A 15,902-nucleotide genomic window follows, 5' to 3' on the forward strand; every position below is an offset into this window, starting at 1 on the left:
TTAGGGCCTCCGCCGCCCGTCAGCTGCGAACGCTGACGTCGTCGGCTCTGGTGACGTCGCCGCTCGCCGGCCCATGGGCTCGGCCCACGTGCGCCTCGGCGCGCAGCCGCTCGACCATGTGCGGGTAGTGCAACTCGAATGCCGGTCGCTCCGAACGAATTCGGGGCAGCTCGGTGAAGTTGTGCCGCGGCGGCGGGCAACTGGTCGCCCACTCCAGCGAGTTGCCGTAGCCCCACGGGTCGTCGACCGTGACGACCTCGCCGTAGCGCCAGCTCTTGAAGACGTTCCAGACGAACGGGAACATCGACGCGCCCAGGATGAACGCCCCGATCGTCGAGACGATGTTCAGCCCCTGGAAGCCGTCGGTGGGCAAATAGTCCGCGTAGCGGCGCGGCATCCCCTGATCGCCCAGCCAGTGCTGCACCAGGAACGTGGTGTGAAAGCCGATGAACGTCAACCAGAAATGCAGCTTCCCCAACCGCTCGTCGAGCAGCCGGCCGGTCATCTTCGGGAACCAGAAGTAGATGCCCGCGAAGGTGGAGAACACGATGGTGCCGAACAGCACGTAGTGGAAGTGCGCGACGACGAAATACGTGTCCGTGACGTGGAAGTCCAGCGGCGGGCTGGCCAGCAGGATGCCGGTCAGACCACCCAGCAGGAAGGTCACCAGGAAGCCCACCGAGAACAGCATCGGCGTCTCAAAGGTCAACTGGCCCTTCCACATTGTGAAGGTCCAGTTGAAGAACTTGATCCCGGTCGGCACCGCGATCAGATACGTCATGAACGAAAAGAACGGCAGCAGAACGGCTCCCGTGGCGAACATGTGGTGCGCCCACACCGCCACCGACAGCGCGGCGATCGACAGGGTCGCGTAGACCAGCGTGGTGTAGCCGAAGACCGGCTTGCGGGAGAACACCGGGATCACTTCGGTGATGATCCCGAAGAACGGCAACGCGATGATGTACACCTCGGGATGGCCGAAGAACCAGAACAGGTGCTGCCACAGCAGGACTCCGCCGTTGGCCGCGTCGTAGACGTGGGCGCCCAGGTGGCGGTCGGCGGCCAGGCCGAACAGCGCCGCGGTCAGCAACGGGAACGCGATCAGCACCAGGATGGACGTCACCAGGATGTTCCAGGTGAAGATCGGCATCCGGAACATCGTCATCCCGGGTGCGCGCATGCAGACGACCGTGGTGATCATGTTGACCGCACCCAGGATGGTGCCCAGACCCGCGACGATCAGACCCATGATCCACAGGTCTCCGCCCGCGCCGGGTGAGTGGATGGCGTCGGACAGCGGGGTGTAGGCCGTCCAGCCGAAGTCCGCGGCCCCGCCCGGAACGACGAAACCGGCCATACCCATGGTGGCGCCGAACAAGAACAGCCAGAACGAGAAGGCGTTGAGCCGCGGGAAGGCGACGTCGGGCGCGCCGATTTGCAGGGGCAGGACCAGGTTGGCGAAACCGAACACGATCGGCGTCGCGTAGAACAGCAGCATGATCGTGCCGTGCATGGTGAACAGCTGGTTGAACTGCTCGTTCGACAGGAACTGCAGACCCGGCGCGGCCAACTCGGTGCGCATCAGCAGCGCCAGCAGCCCGCCGATGAAGAAGAAGATGAAGCAGGCGACGCAGTACATGATGCCGATCAGCTTGTGATCGGTGGTCGTGATCAGTTTGTAGATGAGGTTCCCTTTGGGACCGGTTCTGGCCGGATACGGGCGGACGGCCTCGAGTTCTCCCAAGGGGGGCGCTTCAGCTGTCAACAGCTCCTCCAAACATTCTCGGACCGGGGCCCAGAACCAATGGTTCGAATCTTAGCCCCCGATCAGGTCGGTGGCGGGCCTGGTCCTACAAACTGTCGTAATCCGCTCCGAAGTCGCCGAATGTTAGCGTCGGACGCGTGCTCAGGTGGCAATCGACCGTGGCCGTGGCCGCAACACTGGTCGTGGCATGCGGCGGTTGCGGGTCCGGATCCGGCTCCAAACCGTCGGCCCGATCGCTGGTCACGCCCACCACACAGATCGCCGGGGCCGGGGTGCTGGGAAACGACCGCCAGCCCGACGAGTCGTGCGCGCGGGACGTGGCCGCGGCCGACCCGGGGCCACCCACGCGGCAGGCCCACAACGCCGCCGGGGTCACCCCCGACGTCGCCACCGTTCCCGCCGAGGCGCAGCGCATCGTGGTCCTCTCCGGTGATCAGCTCGACGCCCTGTGCGCGCTCGGCCTGCAATCCCGCGTCGTGGCCGCCGCCCTGCCGGACGGCTCCCCGAGCCAGCCGTCCTACCTGGGCAAGGCGGTCCACGGCCTGCCCGGCGTCGGAACGCGCAGCAACCCCGACCTCAAAGCGATCGCGGCGGCCCACCCGGACCTGATCCTGGGCTCGCAAGGGTTGACCCCGAAGTTGTACCCGCAGCTGGCGGCGATCGCCCCGACGGTATTCACCGCGGCGCCGGGCGCCGCCTGGCAGGACAACCTGCGCGGCGTCGGCGCGGCCACGGCCCGCGGCGGCGCGGTGGACGGACTGATCGGCGGCTTCACCCAGCGGGCCACCCAGATCGGCGCCAGCCACGACGCGGCCCACTTCCAGGCGTCGGTCGTGCAACTGACCACCACCACCATCCGGATCTACGGGTCCAACAACTTTCCCGCCAGCGTGCTCACCGCCGTCGGCGTGGACCGGCCGGCCGCCCAGCGGTTCACCGACAAGCCCTATATCGAGATCGCCGCCACCGATGCCGACCTCGCGAAGGTGCCGAATCTGTCCGCCGCCGACGCCGACGTGATCTACGTGTCGTGCGCCACCCCCGCCGCCGCGGACCGCGCCGCCACCGTCCTGGACAGCGACCCGTGGCGCAAGCTGTCCGCCAATCACGACAACCGGGTTTACGTCGTCAACGACGAGATATGGCAGACCGGCGAGGGCGTGCTCGCCGCGCGCGGCATCGTGGACGACCTCCGCATGGTCAACGCCGCGATCAACTAACGAGCCCCGGCCGATTGGCCTAAAAACTTTACCTTAGCTAAGCTTTTCTAAGACGCAACGAAAAAGAGGGATCTGCCATGAGCACTGTTTCGGCGTATGCCGCTACGTCGGCGACCGCACCGCTGACCAAGACCACCATCACCCGCCGCGACCCCGGTCCGCACGACGTAGCGATCGACATCAAGTTCGCCGGGATCTGCCACTCCGACATCCACACCGTCAAAGCCGAATGGGGCCAACCGAATTACCCGGTAGTCCCCGGCCACGAGATCGCCGGCGTGGTGTCCGAGGTCGGTTCGGAGGTCACCAAGTACAAGGTGGGCGACCACGTCGGCGTGGGCTGCATGGTCAACTCGTGCGGCGAGTGCAGTAGCTGCAAGGCCGGGCTCGAGCAGTACTGCAAACCGGGCGCGACATTCACCTACAACTCGATCGACAAAGACGGAACGCCCACGCAGGGCGGCTACAGCCAGGCGATCGTCGTCGACGAGAACTTCGTCGTGCGCATCCCCGACTCGCTGCCGCTGGACAAGGCGGCGCCCCTGCTGTGCGCCGGCATCACGCTGTTCTCGCCGCTGCGGCACTGGAACGCCGGGGCGAACACCCGCCTGGCGATCATCGGCCTGGGCGGCCTCGGGCACATGGGCGTCAAGCTGGGCGCCGCGATGGGCGCCGAGGTGACGGTGCTGTCGCAGTCGCTGAAGAAGATGGAGGACGGGCTGCGCCTGGGCGCGAGCCACTACTACGCGACGGCCGACCCCGACACCTTCAAGAAGCTGCGCAGCAACTTCGACCTGATCCTCAACACGGTGTCGGCGAACCTGAAGCTCAACGACTACCTCGGCCTGCTCGACGTCGACGGGACGCTGGTGGAGCTCGGCATCCCCGAGCATCCGATGGAGGTGGGCGCGTTCCCGCTGGCGCTGGCGCGGCGCAGCCTGTCCGGGTCGAACATCGGCGGGATCGCCGAGACCCAGGAGATGCTGGATTTCTGCGCCGAGCACGACGTGACGCCCGAAATCGAGCTCATCGAGCCGGATTACGTCAACGAAGCCTACGAGCGCGTGCTCGCCAGCGACGTGCGCTACCGCTTCGTCATCGACATCTCACGCCTGTGAGGCACCTTCGGCCACACTGCGCCCGCACGCGATCTCTTCGGCGGCCTCGCCGTCCTCGTCACCGGGGATAACCTCGCTGACGTCGATGCCGGCCAGCGGCCATCCGGCGGCGGCCAGGGTGGCGGCGACGCGGCGGACGTTCTCGGGGCCAGGGTCGCGGTGGGTCAGCTCGGAGATGGTCTCGGCGATCTCGTTGCCGTCGATCACGCCGTCGGTAATCGCGGGTGATCCTTTCGCGGTCAGGTTGCTCACAACCTCCTTGAGCTGATCGGCGGTCAGCGGCGTGCTGCGCAGCAGCGCCATCAGCGGCACCCGGTCGGGGCCGGGCACACCATCGGGGTAGCCGACTTGCAGCCAGCGGATTACCGACCGCAGGAAGTGGGGGTGATTGCGCGAAGAACCGGATGTGGTCACCCCATCAGTGTCACGGGTTCGCGGTCACCCGCGCCACCGGGGCATCGTCCCGTCCCGACAATTCATTCCACGTTCACCGCCCGTACCGTCGGGGCGGCGGAATCCTGCTAGCCGCTGGTCAAAACGGTTTTTGCGCTTTCTCGTTCGGCGCGCGGAGTACAGTCGAGCCATGACCCGACCCAGCCCGAAGCTTCCCAAGCCAATCGCCTACGTGCATCTCAACAACCCGGGCGATCTGAAACCGGTCCGGGCCTTGCAGCGCGGTTTGGCGGCGCGCCTACGGGATATGGGCCTGGCCGTGCAAACCGAGAGCCTGCGGGAGATGCGCGTCCAGATGGGCCTGGACATGCAGGTCGTGTACGTCAACGTCCGCATGCCGATCCGCGACGGGATGACACTGCGCCTACCGGTGATGGCGACGATCGCGCCGAGGTTTTACTCGCCCACCCAGGCCCAACACCTCGACGGTGCCGACGGCCACAGGCCCGGAGTCTAATTAGCTCGGTACTGAAAAACGGGCCGAGAAGCCATCCGACATCAGCACGGCCGTGACTAAAGCAACAGCAAAGCGTCGAATCAAACCGTTCTAAATTCCGAGCAGCTCGGAATTAACAAAATTCAACTAACCGCAGACGCCGTCGGCCTAGCATCCCCTGCATGAACCATGAGGGACAACCCGAGCAGCCAGGCAAAGCACCAATAACGCCCGACCCGGCCAGCGCCGAGCAGGCGCAAGAGCGGACGACGGCCGAACCCCGGAGCAGCGAACATCAAGCATCGACAGCGGCCGAGACCAGCAACGAAGCCGCTGATCGATCGAGCGGAATCACAGTAACGGTTCAGCTGGAGGAACCGAAGAAACGGCCACTCGTAAAAATACTTGGCGCCCTAGGGGTACTAATTAGCACTCTGGTCGCCTTCTTCCTCGGGGTCGCATCAAGTCAAGTATCGGATTTTGTCAAACGTTCGGACGACTGCCTCGACGCGCTAGGACAATATAACGTTGGCGTCAGTTCGAATTTCATACTCGCAGAACAATCGCTACATCGGCGTGCCGACGCTCCCGTAGTGGACAACACGCCTTTACTGATTAAGTACAACGACACAATTACCGCGCCGTCCAACAAAATCAGAGTTAAGTGTTTCATCCGTGGAAATCCCCTAAAGCTGAAACCCGCCAACATTGCAGCCTTCAGGTCCACTCTCCAAAAGATAGGAGCATGTATGCACGGCCCACCGTGGTGCTCCGACGCTGATGCAGCCGCGATCGCCGAGAGCGCGGAACAATCAGCGCAAGACCTGTCAGACGACGCGCAGGAGGTTCCGACGTGGGGTTTGCTCCAGCGTGCGCAGTATGTGGTAGCCCACTGGAATTAGCACCTCGCGGGTTTCAGAAGTCCCAGTCCTCGTCCTCGGTGACGACGGCCTTGCCGATCACGTACGACGAGCCGGAGCCGGAGAAGAAATCGTGGTTCTCGTCGGCGTTGGGTGACAGCGCGGACAGGATGGCCGGGTTCACGTCCGTCTCGTCGCGGGGGAATAGCGCCTCGTAGCCGAGGTTCATCAGCGCCTTGTTGGCGTTGTAGCGCAGGAACTTCTTGACGTCCTCGGTCAGCCCGACCTCGTCGTAGAGGTCCTGGGTGTACTCCACCTCGTTGTCGTACAGCTCGAAGAGCAGTTCGTAGGTGTAGTCCTTGAGCTCGCCGCGCTTGACCTCGTCGACCAGCGCCAGGCCACGCTGGAACTTGTAGCCGATGTAGTAGCCGTGCACGGCCTCGTCGCGGATGATCAGCCGGATCATGTCGGCGGTGTTGGTCAGCTTGGCCCGGCTCGACCAGTACATCGGGAGATAGAACCCGGAGTAGAAGAGGAAGCTCTCCAGCAGCGTGGAGGCCACCTTGCGCTTGAGCGGCTCGTCGCCCTTGTAGTACTGCATGACGATCTCGGCCTTGCGCTGCAGGTTCGGGTTCTCCTCCGACCAGCGGAACGCGTCGTCGATCTCGGCGGTCGAGCACAGCGTCGAGAAGATGTTGCTGTAGCTGCGCGCGTGCACCGACTCCATGAACGCGATGTTGGTGTACACCGCCTCCTCGTGCGGGGTAAGCGCGTCGGGGATCAGGCTGACCGCGCCGACCGTGCCCTGGATGGTGTCCAGCAGCGTCAGGCCGGTGAAAACCCGCATGGTCATCTGCTTTTCGTGAGCCGTCAGCGTGCCCCAGGACGGGATGTCGTTGGACACCGGCACCTTCTCGGGCAGCCAGAAATTGCCGGTCAACCGATCCCAGACCTCGGCGTCTTTTTCGTCCTGCAGCCGGTTCCAGTTGATCGCCGAGACGCGGTCAATCAGCTTCAATTTTTCGCTCACCAGAACCCCACTTCACCAGACGGTTTGCCTGCGGTACTCAGGCCTCAAACACTACCCCTGGGGTGCGACAACCCGCGGCAACACAAGACGTTGTGCTTGCGTGTCGCGGCTTCCCGGGTCGTCGAGCGTGTAGTCATGGCGACAAACCGGCCGAAATCTCGCACTGGGTACACGTTCGGCGCTTAGGCAAGCGCTAATCCAGTCCCGCCTTGCGCAACGTGTGGGTGAGGCCATCCTCCAGCGCGCTCAGCGCCATGTCGGTCAGCCGGCCCAGGTCGTCGATGTCGTGCTCGTCTTTGGCCATCCATGCCTCCAGCGCGACGAACACCGCGGTCGCCAGGCTGTGCGCCGCGATGTCGGCGATCATGGCCCCGTCGGCCGTCGGTGCCGATCGTTCGTGGATGAAGCGCGCGATCTCGTCGGCGACCTGATCGCGCATCCGTCGAATGTGTGTGGTGATGATGTCCTGATCCAGGTCGCGCGATCGGATGGTGGCGGCCTCGCGGACCATCGCGAAGTCAAAAGGGAAGGCGTCCACAGCTTTTCGCACCGACGCCGTGATGGGTTCGCCGTGCGGGCGCAGCGCCAACGCGCGAGCGAACCATTCGAAGCCGATGTCGTAGTCGGCGAATATGACGGCGTGCTTGGACGGAAAGTGCCGATAGAAGGTCCGCTCGGTCACCCCGACATCGCGGGCGATGTCGGCGACGCTGGTTTGGTGCACGCCATCGGCGACGAATCGCTTCATCGCCGCGTGCAACAACGCCTGACGCGTGCGCTGCCTACGCGATTCCACGCCTGACAGCATGCCACAAAATGTCACCATTGACGCAAATATGTCATATGTGACATTGTGCGTTCAGATGCGCTCACCACCCCAAGGAGTCACCATGGCGGACTACGACGCGATCGTCATCGGGGCCGGTCACAACGGCCTGGTTGCCGCGAACGTGCTGGCTAAGAGCGGCGCGAAAGTCCTTGTGCTGGAACGGGCGCACTTCCTCGGCGGGATGGCCGCGACACGCGAACTCTTCGACGGCTACAAGCACAGCGTCGGCGCCTGGGCGGTGTTGATCTGGCGCCAGGAGATGACCGAGCGCCTGGAGCTGACCAAGTGGGGCTTCGAGCTGATGGACCAGTGGACGTCGACGTGCACCTTCGGCGAGCCCGGGGACACCCCGTTCGTGATGTACAACGACCTCGAACGCATGGCCCGCCACCTGCTCGACGATCACGGCGCCGAAACCGCGGCGGCGCTGGGCGGCTTGTTCGCCCACATCGGCCGGTTCGCACCGTATTTCGTCGACTCGGCGTTCGGTCCCCCGCTGGACATCATCGGGGTGATCGCCGCGCAGCCCACGGCCGAGGACCGCCACGACTTCGCCCAGATGTGGTACGGCAGCACCATGGACACGGTCCGCCGGTTCCTCGCGCCCGACCAAGCCCGTTGCATCCAGGGCTCGCTGGCCGCGATGTCCATCGACGCGTTCGACGGCGGCCCCTGGACCCCGGGCTCGAACGCGTCGACGCTGTATCACTACCTGATCGGCGGCGGCAACGTGGAATACATCATGCCCCGCGGCGGCATCGGCTCGCTCAGCACGGCGCTGTGCCGGCGCGCCGAATCGCTGGGCGCCGAGGTGCAGCTCAAACAGCACGTCAAGCATATCCTGGTGACCGATGGGCGCGCCTCCGGGGTCGAATTGCGCGACGGCACAACGATTTCGGCCGACGTCGTGCTATCCTCGCTCGACCCGTACACCACCTTCGTGAATCTCGCTGGCGCGCAACACTTTCCGCCCGACTACATCCGGAAGATCAAGGAAATCAACTTTAATCTCGGATACATCCAGGCGCACCTGACGATCGACCAGGCGCCCCAGTGGATCGAGCGGTTGCAGCCGTTCATGCACGACAACGGACAATGGTGTCCGACCGTCGCGTACGCGCCATCACCGGAATACATCAGCGACGCGTGGGAGCAGTACCGCAAGGGCCAGCTTCCCGACGCCCCGCCCACCTACCTGTACATCCCCAGCATGGTCGACTCGTCGCTGGCGCCCGAAGGCAAGCACAGCGCAACGATTTTCACGCCCTACTTCCCGACCGGGCTCGACGCCGACGAAAACCGAAGCTGGAAAGAGCAATACGCCGACACCTGCGTGCGAATCTTCGACACGTTCGCGCCCGGCTTCGCCGACTCCGTCACCAACCGGGTCGTGTTCTCCAACCGCTACTTCGGCAGCACCTTCAGCGCGCACGCCGGCGACTACTCGCATGGCCTGCTGCAGCCCAACCAGTTGTGGACCGGCCGCGTCGTCGAGGGAGCCGACAAGTTCGCCACGCCGGTCGACGGCCTCTTCTTGTGCGGCCAGTGCACCCACCCAGGCCCGGGTGTGACCGGCATCCCCGGGTGGAACGGCGCGGAAGCGGCCCTCCAGCGCCTCGACGCCCGCATCGGACAGACCTAGGCAAAGCCCGACACCCAGATGTACCATTTGGTACATGTTTAACGAGGACGCCATCGAGATCGACGCGCCGCCGCAGTTGGTATGGGAGGTCTTCAGCGACGTCGAGCACTGGCCCGACTGGACCGCCTCGGTGACGTCGCTGGTCGGGCAGGACGGACCCGCTCTGGCCGTAGGCAGGCGGTTCGCGATCAAGCAGCCCGGCATGCAGAAGCTGGTCTGGCAGGTCACCGAGATCGAACCCGGCACGTCCTGGACGTGGGTGCAGCGCTCCCCCGGCTCACTGGTGACCGCGCGCCACTTCGTGACCGCCCAACCCGGCAGCCGCACCCTGGTGCGCCAGCAGCTCGACCAGCGGGGTCCACTCGGCGCGCTCGTCGGGCGGCTGATGGTCAAGAAGACCAAGCGCTTCCTGCAACTCGAGGCCCAGGGCCTCAAGGCGCGGTCTGAACAGCTCAGCCGCGCCGATGGCCCGCACTCCTGACTCACAGCGGCGCCGGCAGCTGCTCGACGCACTGATCGAGGATTTCGCGGCGAACGGCATCGGCGACCGGTCGCTGCGCGACGTGGCCGCCGCGGTCGGCACCAGTCATCGAATGCTGTTGCACCACTTCGGGTCTCGAGAGGATCTGTTGGTGGCGGTCGTCGAGGAGGTCGAGCGCCGGCAGATGGCTCTCGTCCCCGGGCTGCCGGTGAATCCGGCCGAAGGCTTCGCGGCGATGTGGGCCGACCTCCGCCGCCCCGAATTGCGTCAGCTAGAGCGGCTCTTCTTCGAGTGCTACGCGCGGGCGGCCCAAGGCGAAAAGCCGTTCACGCGCATGATTCCCGGCGCCGTCGACGACTGGCTGCGCGAGGTCGAGGCCTCCGCCGATGTGCCCTACGACGGCGCGATGGCAAGGCTCGGGCTCGCGGTCACTCGTGGCCTGCTGCTGGATCTGGTGGCCACGACCGACGACGCCGCGGTGGATGCGGCTGCGAAAGCCTTCTCAGAGCTACTAGGCCGCGATTAACGAGTGCTTCAGCCGGTGGTGTGGACGATCAGCACGTCGGTCTTGGACCTGCGGGAGACCTCGGATGGGACTGATCCCAGCAGCCGCCCGGCGACGCTGCTGAGCCCGACGTTGCCGACGACCAGCAGGTCGGCATCGACGTCCTCGGCGAGCTGCACCAGCGCGTTGATGGGGGCGCCGACGATCGACTTCTCCTCCACGTTCCGGGCCCCGGCTTGATGCGCGCGCTCCCTGGCGTTCTGCAGGATCGCGTAGTAGGGGGCCTCGCGGACCGTCCGGTAGTCCTGGCCGTGGTCGCTCCCGGGCGGGATGGCGTAGCGGCCCTTTTCTTCCGGGACGGGAAGGTGGGCCGTCGCAACGATCAATTTCGCGCCGTTGTCCGCAGCTATCGCGGCCGCGCGCTCCACCGCTCGCAGCGACGAGTCCGAGCCATCGGTGCCGACCACGACGGTCTGATAGGCGCTCATAAGCCTCCTAGCGTAAAGCGCGGTTCCCCTACTAGGAAGCCTGAACTCGGCTTCTGCCTACCTTGCCCACGCCGAAGAACTGGTATTCCGCCGGTTTGACCGAACGGGTCGCCATCCAGTACTGCCACGTGTAGCCACCCCAGAGCACGGTGTTCTTGCCGTGCTCGTCGAGGTACCAGCTGCTGCACCCGCCGGTGTTCCATACCGAGTCGGCGAGCTTGCTCTGCAGCTCGTCGTTGAAGCGGTCCTGCGCTTCGCGGGTCGGCGCCAGCGCCTGCGCGCCCATCTTGTCGCATTTCGCGATCGCGTCGGCGACGTAGCGGATCTGCGATTCGATCATGAACACCACGGAGTTGTGGCCCAGCCCCGTATTCGGTCCCAGCAGGAAGAACAGGTTGGGCACGTCGGCGACGGTGATGCCGCGATGCGCACCGATGCCCTCGCGGTTCCAGCGATCGACCAAGTCTTCGCCGTGCTGCCCCTTGATCTGGACGTAGGTGTAGGAGTCGGTGACGTGGAAGCCGGTGGCGTACACGATCACGTCGGCCCGGTGTTCGGCGCCGTCCGCGGTGACGATCCCGTCGCGCGTGATGCGGGTGATGCCGTCGGTGATCAGTTTGGTCTTCGGGTCCGCGACGGCGCCATAGTAGGTGGAGGAGTTCAGGATTCGCTTGCAACCGATGCGGTACTTGGGCGTGAGCTTGCGGCGCAGCTCACGGTCTTTCACCGAGCGCCAAATGTTCCACTTGCAATACGCCTCAATGAATTTCAGCGCATTGGGGCGCTTGGTCATGCCGAACGCCAGCGCCTCCTGCCCCCAGTAGATCGCGAGGCGCACCAGCGGACGAAGCCCGGGGACGTTTTCCATCGCCGTGCGCAGCGCCGACGGGATCTCGGGGTTCGAGCGCGGCACCACCCACGGCGGGGTGCGTTGGTAGAGCTGAAGCTCGGCGACCTGCCCGACGATCTCGGGCACGATCTGGATGGCGCTGGCTCCGGTCCCGATGATCGCCACCCGCTTGCCGGTCAGGTCGACGCTGTGATCCCACTCCGCGGAATGGAAAGCGGGACCGGCGAATTCGTCGCGACCCTCGATGTCGGGGAAGGACGGAATGTGCAACGCGCCGGCCCCCGAGACCAGGAATTGGGCGACGTATTCGCGCCCGTCGGCGGTGAACACGTGCCAGCGGTACTCGTCGTCGTCCCAATAGGCGCGATCGACCAGGGAGTTGAATTCGATGAAGCGACGCAGGCCGTACTTCTCGGTGACTCCCTTGAGGTAGTCCCAGATCTCGGGCTGATACGAGAACGGGTTCTTCCAGTCCGGCTTGGGCTCGAAGGAGAACGAGTACAGGTGCGACGGGATGTCACACGCGCAGCCCGGATAGCTGTTGTCACGCCAGGTGCCGCCGACGTCGTCGGCCTTTTCCAGGATGACGAAGTCCACGCTCTGCTGCTGCAGCGCGATGGCCATGCCCAAACCGGAGAACCCGGTCCCGATGATGAGGACACGGGTATGCACGGGCGGCTGGTCGGACTGCGGCCGCAGATCGGCTTCGGTTACGACATCGGTCATGGCGGATCGGGTCTTCCTTTAGCTAACGCAATACCCAGTACCCAGGGTATCGGATAAGGCGAGTGTTATCGACGGCCGTGGCGATGTCAACGTCGCGGCCGCTCAGCTGGCGGCCGGCTTGCTGGGCACGGCGCTGTGAATCGGCTGGTCGGGGTCCATCGTGATGCCCAGCGCCTCGGCGGTGCCGACGATGACCCCCATCATGATGGTGGTCAGGTGGGCCACGAATTGTTCGCGCGGCATGCGTCGCGGGCTGTCGGCATCGGGGCCCAACCACCACTCGGTGGCCGACGCGGCCGATCCGAAGGCCGCGTGTCCGGCCAGTTCGATCGCTGCGTGGTCCAGCTCCATCTCGCGGAGCTCGTTGTCGAACATGTCGGCCATGGCCAGAGTGATCCCGCGGCCCTCATCGAGGATCTTGGGGCTCGCGGCGGAACGGCCCTGGATGAAGACCCGCAGCACGTTCGGGTGTTTGTCGACGAGGTTGACGTACTCCTCGACGCTGCGCTGGATCACTTCGCGCGCCGAATCGGTTTTCAGGTCGATCGACGGGAAGATCGCCGCCCACAGCATGTCGCGCAGGCGCTGCCCGATCGCCTCGAACAGGTCGGACTTGTCGTGGAAGTGCCGGTAGATCTTCGGCTTGGCGGTGCCGGCCTCCTCGGCGATTTCCCGCACGCTGAGCTCGGGCCCGAGGCGGTCGATGGCGCGGAAGGCGGCGTCGACGATCTCGCCGCGCACCTTCTTGCGGTGCTCGCGCCAGCGTTCGCTGCGCGCGTCGACCTTGCGCCCGGGCTTCACGCTCGGGTGCGGCGGTCGGGGAATTCTCACCACGTCATGCACCATACCGCGTGGGAGCCGCTGACCTGGGCAGACCGGGCTACAGCATGCAGGACACGCAGCCCTCGACCTCGGTGCCTTCCAGCGCCAGCTGACGCAGCCGGATGTAGTACAGCGTCTTGATTCCCTTGCGCCAGGCGTAGATCTGCGCCTTGTTCACGTCGCGGGTGGTGGCGGTGTCCTTGAAGAACAGCGTCAGCGAAAGCCCCTGGTCCACGTGCTGGGTGGCCGCGGCGTAGGTGTCGATGATCTTCTCGTAGCCGATCTCGTAGGCGTCCTGGTAGTACTCCAGGTTGTCGTTGGTCATGTAGGGCGCCGGATAGTAGACCCGCCCGATCTTGCCCTCCTTGCGGATTTCGACCTTCGACACGATGGGGTGGATCGACGACGTCGAGTGGTTGATGTAGGAGATCGACCCGGTCGGCGGCACCGCCTGCAGATTCTGGTTGTAGATGCCGTGCGCCTGGACCGATTCCTTCAGTCGCTTCCAATCGTCCTGCGTGGGAATGCGGATCTCGGCATCGGCGAACAGCTGACGCACCTTGTCGGTCGCCGGCTCCCACACCTGCTCGGTGTACTTGTCGAAGAACTCCCCCGACGCGTACTTGGACCGCTCGAAACCCTTGAAGTGCGTGCCGCGTTCGATCGCGATCCGGTTGGACGCCCGCAGCGCGTGATACAGCACCGTGTAGAAGTAGATGTTGGTGAAGTCGACACCTTCCTCGGAACCGTAGAAGATGCCCTCGCGGGCCAGGTAGCCGTGCAGGTTCATCTGCCCGAGCCCGATCGCGTGAGAATCGTTGTTGCCCTGCTCGATCGAGGGCACGGAGGTGATATGCGTCTGGTCGCTGACCGCGGTTAGCGCACGGATCGCGACCTCGATCGACTGGGCGAAGTCCGGCGAGTCCATCGTCTTCGCGATGTTCAGCGATCCCAGATTGCACGAAATGTCTTTGCCCACTTTGGCATACGACAAGTCGTCGTTGAACACCGACGGTGTCGACACCTGCAGGATCTCCGAGCACAGGTTGGAGTGGGTGATCTTGCCCTCGATGGGATTGGCCCGGTTCACCGTGTCCTCGTACATGATGTACGGGTAGCCGGACTCGAACTGCAGCTCGGCCAGCGTCTGGAAGAACTCCCGTGCCTTGATCTTGGTCTTGCGGATGCGCGCGTCGTCGACCATCTCGTAGTACTTCTCGGTCACCGAGATGTCGGCGAACGGCAGGCCGTAGACCCGCTCGACGTCGTACGGCGAGAACAGGTACATGTCCTCGTTCTTCTTGGCCAGCTCGAAGGTGATGTCGGGGATCACCACGCCCAGGCTGAGCGTCTTGATGCGGATCTTCTCGTCGGCGTTCTCCCGCTTGGTGTCCAGGAAGCGGTAGATGTCGGGGTGGTGCGCATGCAGGTACACCGCGCCGGCGCCCTGGCGCGCTCCCAGCTGATTGGCGTAGGAGAAGGAATCCTCGAGCAGCTTCATGATGGGAATGACGCCGGAGGACTGGTTCTCGATGTTCTTGATCGGCGCGCCGTGCTCGCGAATGTTGGACAGCAGCAAGGCAACTCCCCCGCCGCGCTTGGACAGCTGCAGGGCGGAGTTGATCGATCGCCCGATCGACTCCATGTTGTCCTCGATGCGCAAAAGGAAGCACGAAACCGGTTCACCGCGCTGCTTCTTGCCCGAGTTCAAGAACGTCGGGGTGGCCGGCTGGAACCGGCCGTCGATGATCTCGTCGACCAGCTTCTCGGCCAGCCCGGTGTCGCCGGCCGCCAGCGTCAGCGCGACCATGACTACGCGGTCCTCGAAGCGCTCCAGGTAGCGCTTGCCGTCGAACGTCTTCAGCGTGTAGGACGTGTAGTACTTGAACGCGCCGAGGAACGTCGGGAAGCGGAACTTCTTGGCGTAGGCGCGGTCCAGCAGCTCCTTGACGAAGTTGCGCGAGTACTGGTCGAGAACCTCACGCTCGTAATAGTTTTCGCGAATCAGGTAATCGAGCTTCTCGTCCTGATTGTGGAAGAAGACCGTGTTCTGGTTGACGTGCTCCAGGAAGTACTGGCGCGCCGCCAGCACGTCCTTGTCGAACTGAATCCTGCCGTCCTTGTCGTACAGGTTCAGCATCGCGTTCAGAGCGTGGTAATCCGTCTCTTCGGGCACCACGTGCGTGCCGGCGGCTACAGGCTCTGCAGTGACGGTTGGTGGCACGTCTGTTCCTTCCAAAAGTCAGCGAGACCGGCTCGGACGGCATCGACGTCGTCCGGGGTTCCCATCAGTTCGAAGCGGTAGAGGTACGGAACGCCGCACTTGCGGGAGACCACTTCACCCGCGTAGGCGAATTCCGCACCGAAGTTGTTGTTGCCCGCCGCGATGACGCCGCGGATCAACGATCGGTTGTGCTCGTTGTTCAAAAAGGCGATGACCTGTTTGGGGACGTAGCCACCGTCGTTGATGTCCGGGGTGGCCCGGCCGCCGCCGTACGTCGGCAGGATCAGCACGTACGGGTGGTCGACCTCGATCCGGCCATGCAGCGGGATTCGGGTGGCGGGAACACCCAGCTTCTGCACGAAGCGATGGGTGTTCTCCGACACCGACGAAAAATAGACCAGGTTGCGCTGCGTGGTGTCCATGGCACCGCAACCTCCTTACTTGCTCATCTAC

The 15,902-nt window shown here is 64.5% G+C and carries 16 protein-coding genes; 7 read left to right on the plus strand and 9 right to left on the minus strand.

Features of this window, described 5'->3' with window-relative positions; genetic code table 11:
- Positions 1-19: 19 nt before the first annotated feature.
- A complete protein-coding gene (ctaD, locus tag A5745_RS21625; protein WP_076063387.1) occupies positions 20-1,765 on the minus strand; it encodes a cytochrome c oxidase subunit I in 1,746 nt (581 codons plus the stop codon).
- Between the two features lie 137 nt (positions 1,766-1,902).
- Between ctaD and A5745_RS21630 the strand changes: the two genes are divergently transcribed.
- Positions 1,903-2,985 carry an iron-siderophore ABC transporter substrate-binding protein gene (locus A5745_RS21630; RefSeq protein WP_254848635.1) on the plus strand — a complete coding sequence of 361 codons (1,083 nt, stop codon included), beginning with the start codon at positions 1,903-1,905 and terminating at the stop codon, positions 2,983-2,985.
- A gap of 77 nt (positions 2,986-3,062) precedes the next feature.
- Positions 3,063-4,103, plus strand: coding sequence for an NAD(P)-dependent alcohol dehydrogenase (locus A5745_RS21635; protein ID WP_076063310.1), 1,041 nt, complete (start codon positions 3,063-3,065; stop codon positions 4,101-4,103).
- Here A5745_RS21635 and A5745_RS21640 read toward each other — a convergent pair.
- Entirely contained in the window at positions 4,092-4,517 is a 426-nt protein-coding gene (locus tag A5745_RS21640; protein ID WP_076063312.1) for a DUF3349 domain-containing protein, read from the minus strand. The two genes, A5745_RS21635 and A5745_RS21640, sit on opposite strands and share 12 nt — an antisense overlap.
- Positions 4,518-4,686: 169 nt before the next feature.
- Here A5745_RS21640 and A5745_RS21645 point away from each other — a divergent pair, with 169 nt between their 5' ends.
- The gene (locus A5745_RS21645) at positions 4,687-5,013 is read left to right on the plus strand and encodes a hypothetical protein (RefSeq protein ID WP_076118771.1); all 327 of its coding nucleotides are present in this window, start codon (positions 4,687-4,689) and stop codon (positions 5,011-5,013) included.
- Between the two features lie 161 nt (positions 5,014-5,174).
- Positions 5,175-5,894, plus strand: coding sequence for a hypothetical protein (locus tag A5745_RS24495; protein ID WP_139329720.1), 720 nt, complete (start codon positions 5,175-5,177; stop codon positions 5,892-5,894).
- Between the two features lie 13 nt (positions 5,895-5,907).
- Here A5745_RS24495 and nrdF read toward each other — a convergent pair whose 3' ends face one another.
- Complete coding sequence (nrdF, locus tag A5745_RS21650; protein WP_139329721.1) at positions 5,908-6,882, minus strand: class 1b ribonucleoside-diphosphate reductase subunit beta; 975 nt, start codon at positions 6,880-6,882, stop codon at positions 5,908-5,910.
- Between the two features lie 193 nt (positions 6,883-7,075).
- Entirely contained in the window at positions 7,076-7,678 is a 603-nt protein-coding gene (locus tag A5745_RS21655) for a TetR/AcrR family transcriptional regulator (RefSeq protein ID WP_175879860.1), read from the minus strand.
- Between the two features lie 94 nt (positions 7,679-7,772).
- Between A5745_RS21655 and A5745_RS21660 the strand changes: the two genes are divergently transcribed.
- From A5745_RS21660 to A5745_RS21670, 3 genes are read left to right on the plus strand one after another with little or no spacing between them, the layout of a single operon-like run.
- Positions 7,773-9,353, plus strand: a complete 1,581-nt coding sequence (locus A5745_RS21660; RefSeq protein ID WP_076118775.1) for an NAD(P)/FAD-dependent oxidoreductase — start codon at positions 7,773-7,775, stop codon at positions 9,351-9,353.
- A 34-nt stretch (positions 9,354-9,387) separates the two neighbouring features.
- Positions 9,388-9,834, plus strand: a complete 447-nt coding sequence (locus A5745_RS21665; RefSeq protein WP_076063319.1) for an SRPBCC family protein — start codon at positions 9,388-9,390, stop codon at positions 9,832-9,834.
- On the plus strand, positions 9,818-10,360 hold the full coding sequence (locus A5745_RS21670; RefSeq protein ID WP_076118777.1) for a TetR/AcrR family transcriptional regulator: 543 nt from the start codon (positions 9,818-9,820) through the stop codon (positions 10,358-10,360). The genes A5745_RS21665 and A5745_RS21670 overlap by 17 nt, the downstream gene beginning before the upstream one ends.
- Before the next feature lie 8 nt (positions 10,361-10,368).
- Here A5745_RS21670 and A5745_RS21675 read toward each other — a convergent pair whose 3' ends face one another.
- The 5 genes from A5745_RS21675 to nrdI form a co-directional block, all read right to left on the minus strand.
- Positions 10,369-10,827, minus strand: a complete 459-nt coding sequence (locus A5745_RS21675; RefSeq protein WP_076063323.1) for a universal stress protein — start codon at positions 10,825-10,827, stop codon at positions 10,369-10,371.
- 31 nt (positions 10,828-10,858) lie between these two features.
- Positions 10,859-12,403: an NAD(P)/FAD-dependent oxidoreductase gene (locus tag A5745_RS21680; RefSeq protein ID WP_076063325.1), complete on the minus strand. Its 1,545-nt coding sequence runs from the start codon at positions 12,401-12,403 to the stop codon at positions 10,859-10,861.
- Positions 12,404-12,505: 102 nt separating this feature from the next.
- Positions 12,506-13,237: a TetR/AcrR family transcriptional regulator gene (locus A5745_RS21685; RefSeq protein ID WP_139329722.1), complete on the minus strand. Its 732-nt coding sequence runs from the start codon at positions 13,235-13,237 to the stop codon at positions 12,506-12,508.
- Positions 13,238-13,283: 46 nt separating this feature from the next.
- Positions 13,284-15,449 (minus strand): class 1b ribonucleoside-diphosphate reductase subunit alpha, encoded by a 2,166-nt coding sequence (nrdE, locus tag A5745_RS21690; RefSeq protein WP_076063327.1) that lies wholly within the window; start codon positions 15,447-15,449, stop codon positions 13,284-13,286.
- Positions 15,419-15,871, minus strand: a complete 453-nt coding sequence (gene nrdI, locus A5745_RS21695) for a class Ib ribonucleoside-diphosphate reductase assembly flavoprotein NrdI (RefSeq protein WP_076118779.1) — start codon at positions 15,869-15,871, stop codon at positions 15,419-15,421. The genes nrdE and nrdI overlap by 31 nt, the downstream gene beginning before the upstream one ends.
- Between the last annotated feature and the right edge of the window lie 31 nt (positions 15,872-15,902).

Source organism: Mycobacterium sp. IS-2888 (assembly GCF_001954215.1).
In the GTDB taxonomy this organism is placed as follows: domain Bacteria; phylum Actinomycetota; class Actinomycetes; order Mycobacteriales; family Mycobacteriaceae; genus Mycobacterium.

What these genes read in the sequence shown, in the direction of transcription:
- A5745_RS21670 (WP_076118777.1), top strand. Translation starts at nt 9,818, where the DNA reads ATGGCCCGCACTCCTGACTCACAGCGGCGCCGGCAGCTGCTCGACGCA.
- A5745_RS21660 (WP_076118775.1), top strand. Translation starts at nt 7,773, where the DNA reads ATGGCGGACTACGACGCGATCGTCATCGGGGCCGGTCACAACGGCCTG.
- A5745_RS24495 (WP_139329720.1), top strand. Translation starts at nt 5,175, where the DNA reads ATGAACCATGAGGGACAACCCGAGCAGCCAGGCAAAGCACCAATAACG.
- A5745_RS21665 (WP_076063319.1), top strand. Translation starts at nt 9,388, where the DNA reads ATGTTTAACGAGGACGCCATCGAGATCGACGCGCCGCCGCAGTTGGTA.
- A5745_RS21680 (WP_076063325.1), bottom strand. Translation starts at nt 12,403, where the DNA reads ATGACCGATGTCGTAACCGAAGCCGATCTGCGGCCGCAGTCCGACCAG.
- A5745_RS21645 (WP_076118771.1), top strand. Translation starts at nt 4,687, where the DNA reads ATGACCCGACCCAGCCCGAAGCTTCCCAAGCCAATCGCCTACGTGCAT.
- A5745_RS21635 (WP_076063310.1), top strand. Translation starts at nt 3,063, where the DNA reads ATGAGCACTGTTTCGGCGTATGCCGCTACGTCGGCGACCGCACCGCTG.
- A5745_RS21675 (WP_076063323.1), bottom strand. Translation starts at nt 10,827, where the DNA reads ATGAGCGCCTATCAGACCGTCGTGGTCGGCACCGATGGCTCGGACTCG.
- nrdI (WP_076118779.1), bottom strand. Translation starts at nt 15,871, where the DNA reads ATGGACACCACGCAGCGCAACCTGGTCTATTTTTCGTCGGTGTCGGAG.